Annotated in this window: 5 protein-coding genes and 1 pseudogene; 5 read left to right on the forward strand and 1 reads right to left on the reverse strand. The window is 61.6% G+C overall.

Features of this window, described 5'->3' with window-relative positions; all coding sequences use genetic code 11:
- From ABT24_RS15305 to ABT24_RS15325, 5 genes and pseudogenes are all read left to right on the forward strand, one after another.
- Positions 1–742, forward strand: a pseudogene (locus tag ABT24_RS15305) (excinuclease ABC subunit UvrA); the annotation flags it as partial.
- 97 nt (positions 743–839) lie between these two features.
- Positions 840–2,090: an NADP-dependent isocitrate dehydrogenase gene (gene icd / locus ABT24_RS15310; protein WP_276728548.1), complete on the forward strand. Its 1,251-nt coding sequence runs from the start codon at positions 840–842 to the stop codon at positions 2,088–2,090.
- 354 nt (positions 2,091–2,444) lie between these two features.
- On the forward strand, positions 2,445–2,771 hold the full coding sequence (gene clpS / locus ABT24_RS15315; protein ID WP_013105755.1) for an ATP-dependent Clp protease adapter ClpS: 327 nt from the start codon (positions 2,445–2,447) through the stop codon (positions 2,769–2,771).
- A gap of 10 nt (positions 2,772–2,781) precedes the next feature.
- Complete coding sequence (gene clpA / locus ABT24_RS15320) at positions 2,782–5,094, forward strand: ATP-dependent Clp protease ATP-binding subunit ClpA (protein WP_013105756.1); 2,313 nt, start codon at positions 2,782–2,784, stop codon at positions 5,092–5,094.
- A gap of 385 nt (positions 5,095–5,479) precedes the next feature.
- A complete protein-coding gene (locus tag ABT24_RS15325; protein ID WP_276728543.1) occupies positions 5,480–5,671 on the forward strand; it encodes a hypothetical protein in 192 nt (63 codons plus the stop codon).
- A gap of 33 nt (positions 5,672–5,704) precedes the next feature.
- Here ABT24_RS15325 and ABT24_RS15330 read toward each other — a convergent pair.
- On the reverse strand, positions 5,705–5,968 hold a 264-nt coding region (locus ABT24_RS15330; protein WP_286738243.1), incomplete at its 5' end, for an integrase core domain-containing protein.

The raw sequence follows: 5,968 nt of genomic DNA on the forward strand, positions 1-5,968 counted from the left end.
GATCCGCCGCCTGTTCGCCGACGCCGCCGAAGCGCGCTTGCGCGGCTGGGGCCCGGGCCGCTTCAGCTTCAACGCCGCCGGCGGCCGTTGCCCGGCCTGCGACGGCCAGGGCGTGCAGACGATCGAGATGAGCTTCCTGCCCGACGTCAAGGTAGGCTGCGACGTCTGCAACGGCAGCCGCTTCAACCGCGAGACGCTGGAAATCGAACTGCGCGGCAAGAGCATCGGCGACGTGCTGAGAATGAACATCGACGAGGCGCTGGAATTCTTCGCCGCGCACCCGCCGATCTCGCATCCGCTGAAGCTGCTGCAGGACGTGGGCCTGGGCTACCTGACGCTGGGCCAGCCCAGCCCGACGCTGTCGGGCGGCGAGGCGCAGCGCATCAAGCTGGTCACCGAACTCGCCACCGCCGGAACCCGGCCGACGGTGTACGTGCTCGACGAGCCGACTGTCGGTCTGCACAAGACCGACACCGAAAAACTCATTCGCGTACTGCACCGCCTGACCGACAGCGGCCATACCGTGGTCGTGATCGAGCATGACCTCGACATGATGGCCAATGCCGACTGGCTGATCGATCTCGGCCCGGAAGGCGGCAAGGGCGGCGGGCGGCTGGTGATGCAGGGGCCGACGGCCGACTTCCTCGAGGCCGATGCGCCGGGGCATACCGCCAAGGCGCTGCGCGACGCCTGGACGCAGCATCAGGCGCAATATCGAGCGGCGCACGCCGATTTGGCTTGAGCCGCGCAAAACCCACTCTTATGTCATATACAAGACTGTTTCATTCCACCCTTGCCGAGGCATAGAATGCTCGGGTTACTACCGAAGGAGACCCCCCATGGATCAACACATCCGCGTGCCCGCAGGCGAAAAAATCACGGTCAACCCGGACTTTTCGCTCAATGTTCCCGACCATCCCATCATTCCTTACATCGAGGGCGACGGCACGGGCTTCGACATCACCCCAGTGATGATCAAGGTGGTGGACGCGGCGGTTGAGAAGGCCTACGGCGGCAAGCGCAAGATCGCCTGGATGGAAATTTTCGCCGGCGAAAAGGCCACGCGGGTGTACGGCCCCGACGTGTGGCTGCCCGAGATCACCCTGCAGATCCTGCGCGATTACGTGGTGTCGATCAAGGGGCCGCTCACCACCCCGGTCGGCGGCGGCATCCGCTCGCTCAACGTCGCGCTGCGGCAGGAGCTCGACCTCTACGTCTGCCTGCGTCCGGTGCGCTATTTCCAGGGCGTGCCATCTCCGGTCAAACACCCGGAAAAGACCGATATGGTCATCTTCCGCGAGAACTCCGAAGACATCTACGCCGGTATCGAGTGGGCCGCCGAGTCGGAGGGGGCGAAGAAACTCGTCAATTTCCTCATCAACGAGATGGGGGTGAAAAAAATCCGCTTCCCCGAAACCTCGGGCATCGGCATCAAGCCGGTGTCGCGCGAGGGTACCGAGCGCCTGGTGCGCAAGGCCCTGCAGTACGCCATCGACAATGACCGCAAATCGGTCACCCTGGTGCACAAGGGCAACATCATGAAGTTCACCGAAGGGGCCTTCCGCGATTGGGGCTACGGTCTGGCCGGCAAGGAATTCGGTGCGCAGTTGCTCGACGGCGGGCCGTGGATGCGCTTCAAAAATCCCAAGACCGGCCGCGACATCGTGGTGAAAGACATGATCGCCGACGCCTTCCTGCAGCAAATTCTGCTGCGGCCGGACGAGTACGACGTGATCGCCACGCTCAACCTCAACGGCGACTACGTTTCCGACGCGCTCGCGGCCCAGGTGGGCGGCATCGGCATTGCGCCGGGTGCCAATCTCTCCGACAGCGTGGCCATGTTCGAGGCCACCCACGGCACCGCGCCCAAATACGCTGGTAAAGACTATGTGAACCCCGGCTCCGAAATTCTCTCCGCCGAAATGATGTTGCGCCACATGGGCTGGGTCGAAGCCGCAGACCGCATCATCGCCAGCATGGAAAAGTCCATCCTGTCCAAACAGGTGACCTACGACTTCGCCCGTCTGCTGCCCGACGCCACCCAGGTGAGCTGCTCCGGCTTCGGTCAGGTGATGATCGACCATATGTGACCCTCGTTGCTGACGCCTGAAAGCGCCCCCAGACCTGCCGCGTTCGCGTCAGCCCCCGAAGGGGATGAGGCCTGCGGCTCCAAGCTGCCCTGCGGCAGCTTGGACGGAGCCGAATCCGAGCAGCTTGCAAGCTGCGAGGTGGACAAGCAAACTTGGGGCGGCCCTGCGTTTTCTCATAAGACCGCTTCGGCGGTCTTTTTTATGCGGGTTGCGAGTGAGGGATCATCCGCTCTTGTTTTCTGTCGGCCCCGCCGCAGATGGATGGCTCGGATGCGGTTTTTTGTTATTCGGCCGACCTTGCGGAATTACCCTTGGCGACAACAAACCACGGCAGACCTCCCTACAATTTTGAGCATGTCAGCTTCCCATTCCCCCCCTCCAGCAGACGGCGGCGCCGTCGTTGTCGAGCGTCAGACGCTGCGGCTCAAGCCGCCGGCGATGTATCAGGTCATCCTGCTCAACGACAACTTCACGCCGATGGAATTCGTGGTTGTCGTGATTCAGCACTATTTCAACAAAGACCGCGAAACGGCGACGCAAATCATGTTAAAAGTGCACCGTGACGGCCGTGGCGTTTGCGGGGTTTACACCCGCGACATCGCGGCCACCAAGGTGGAGCAGGTGATCGGCGCGGCCCGTCAGGCCGGTCACCCTTTGCAGTGTGTGATGGAAGCCATTTAGGAGGCTCGTGATGATTGCGCAAGAACTGGAAGTCAGCCTGCATATGGCTTTTGTCGAGGCGCGCCAACAGCGCCACGAATTCATTACCGTCGAGCATCTGCTGCTGGCCCTGCTCGACAACCCCTCGGCCGCCGAGGTGCTGCGCGCGTGCTCGGCCAATCTGGACGATCTGCGCAAAAGCCTGACCGCGTTCATCAAGGAAAACACGCCCATCGTTCCGGGCAGCGATGATGTGGACACCCAGCCTACGCTGGGCTTCCAACGCGTCATTCAGCGCGCCATCATGCATGTGCAGTCCACCTCCAACGGCAAAAAAGAGGTGACGGGCGCCAATGTGCTGGTGGCCATTTTCAGCGAGAAAGATTCGCACGCGGTGTACTACCTGCACCAGCAGGGTGTCACCCGGCTCGACGTGGTGAATTTCCTCTCGCACGGCATCCGCAAGTCCGAGCCGGTCGAACCGGCCAAGTCGGCCTCGGCGCCGAGCGAAGACGGCGGGGACGAGAAAGAGGGCAAGGAATCGCCGCTCGATCAGTTCACCCTCAACCTCAACGCGCTGGCGCAGCAGGGCAAGATCGATCCGCTCATCGGCCGCGAGCATGAAGTCGAGCGCGTCATTCAGATTCTTTGCCGCCGTCGCAAGAACAACCCGCTGCTGGTGGGCGAAGCCGGTGTGGGCAAAACCGCCATTGCCGAGGGCCTGGCCTGGCGCATCACCGAAGGGCAGGTGCCGGCCATTCTCCAAGACGCCGTGGTCTATTCGCTCGACATGGGCGCGCTGCTGGCGGGTACCAAATATCGCGGCGACTTTGAGCAGCGCCTCAAGGCCGTGCTCAAGCAGCTCAAAGACAAGCCGCACGCCGTGCTGTTCATCGACGAAATTCATACCCTCATCGGCGCTGGTTCGGCTTCGGGCGGCACGCTAGACGCCAGCAATCTGCTCAAGCCCGCGTTGTCGTCGGGGCAGTTGCGCTGCATCGGCGCCACCACCTTCACAGAGTATCGGGGCATTTTCGAGAAAGACGCCGCTCTGTCGCGCCGTTTCCAGAAGATCGACGTGGTCGAGCCCAGCGTGCAGCAGACCGTCGAAATTCTGCGCGGCCTCAAGTCGCGATTTGAAGAGCATCACGGCGTGAAGTATTCGCCCGGCGCTCTGTCGGCCGCGGCCGAGCTTTCGGCCAAGTACATCAACGACCGCCACCTGCCCGACAAAGCCATCGACGTCATCGACGAAGCCGGTGCGGCGCAGCGCATTCTGCCCAAGAGCAAGCAGAAAAAGACCATCGGCAAGATCGAGATCGAGGAGATCATCTCCAAGATCGCCCGCGTGCCGGTGCACAGCGTCACCACCGACGATCGCTCCAAGCTCAAGAGCCTAGACCGCGACCTGAAAAACGTCGTGTTCGGGCAAGAGGCCGCCATCGACGCGCTGGCCGCCGCCATCAAAATGGCGCGCTCCGGCCTGGGCAAGCCCGACAAACCCATTGGCGCCTTCCTGTTCAGCGGCCCCACGGGCGTTGGTAAAACCGAGGTGGCCAAGCAACTGGCGTTCACCTTGGGCGTCGATCTCATTCGCTTCGACATGTCGGAATACATGGAGCGCCACACGGTCTCTCGCCTCATCGGCGCGCCGCCCGGCTATGTGGGCTTCGACCAGGGCGGCCTGCTCACCGAGGCGGTGACCAAGAAGCCGCACGCCGTGCTGCTGCTCGACGAAATCGAGAAAGCCCACCCGGATGTGTTCAACGTGCTGCTGCAGGTCATGGACAACGGTACCCTCACCGACAACAACGGGCGCAAGGCTGACTTCCGCAACATCATTCTCATCATGACCACGAATGCGGGCGCGGAAGCCATGCAGAAATCCGTCATCGGTTTCACCAATAAGCGCGAGCAGGGCGACGAGATGGCCGACATCAAGCGCCTGTTCACCCCCGAGTTCCGCAACCGGCTCGACGCGACCATCAGCTTCAAGCCGCTGGACGAAACCATCATCCTGCGCGTGGTCGACAAATTCCTGCTCCAACTCGAAGCCCAGCTGGCCGAAAAGAAGGTGGACATCACCTTCTCCGACGCCCTGCGCAAGCATCTGGCCAAGGCCGGTTTCGACCCCCTCATGGGCGCCCGCCCGATGCAGCGTCTCATCCAAGACACCCTGCGCCGCGCGCTGGCCGACGAACTGCTATTTGGCCGCCTGGTCGATGGCGGGCGGGTATCGGTGGATATTGATGAAGCGGCAGCCGAGAAAGACAAAATCAAACTCGACATCACCCCGCCCGAACCGCGCCCGAAGAAAAAAGAAGCCGAGGACGCCGCAGCCTGACGTTCTCAAGCATCGGTTCAGTAATACGCCCCGTTATTCGGGGCGTATTACTTTTTGATGCGGGTGTTTCAAATGCGGCGCGAGCTGTGGGTTGGGCAGGGGATAGCCTCAGCCCAAGGAATGGTTCGGGAGTGCTGCGAACATAGACCTGATCCCAATTCTCCTCCCTCGCGCAGTTGATCGAGCAGGCGCACCGACTGCAAGACGGTGGTTGCCGGGTTTCGTGGTACGTTTATACCTGTTTGTTTGCACAGGCCAATCGCGCAGAACCCAAGCCACAAGCGGCTTAGCAGCGCAGGCGCTGCCCAGAATATCCCGCAACGGTCAGCTTATTTGGCAAGGATTGCGGGATATATTACGTTTGGCAACTTGATCGGAGGCAGCAATGAACTTGGATGAATTCGTCAAGGAAGTCCTGTCCCAAATTATCTCTGGTATCCGTAGTGCCCAGAAGGCCAAAGGCGGAGCCTTTGTCGTTCCAGCAGGCGATGGAGGTCACGACTACGCAAAACACCCAAGGGTGTCATCGAGTGCCCGAATCAAATCCACCATCGTCGATTTCGACATTGCTCTCTGACCTTGCCCCTGGAATCCGTATCCCATAGCCGACTCATGCACTGGCGTGCCGGGGTTGGTTGGCGAGCCAGTTTTCTTCGAACCGCATCGGGCTGACATAGGCCAGCGTCGAGTGCAGTCGGGTGCGGTTGTACCAGAGGATCCAGGCGACGGTTTCGTCCATGGCCTGGCGCCGGGTCTTGAAGCGTTGCCCGTGTAGCCGCTCCACCTTCAACGAGCCGAACAGCTTTTCGCTGCAGGCGTTGTCCCAACAGTTGCCGCGACGGCTCATCGACGCGGTGATGCCGTACTCGGTCAG

Source organism: Thiomonas sp. SCN 64-16, assembly GCF_001725585.1.
Taxonomy (GTDB): domain Bacteria; phylum Pseudomonadota; class Gammaproteobacteria; order Burkholderiales; family Burkholderiaceae_C; genus Thiomonas; species Thiomonas arsenitoxydans.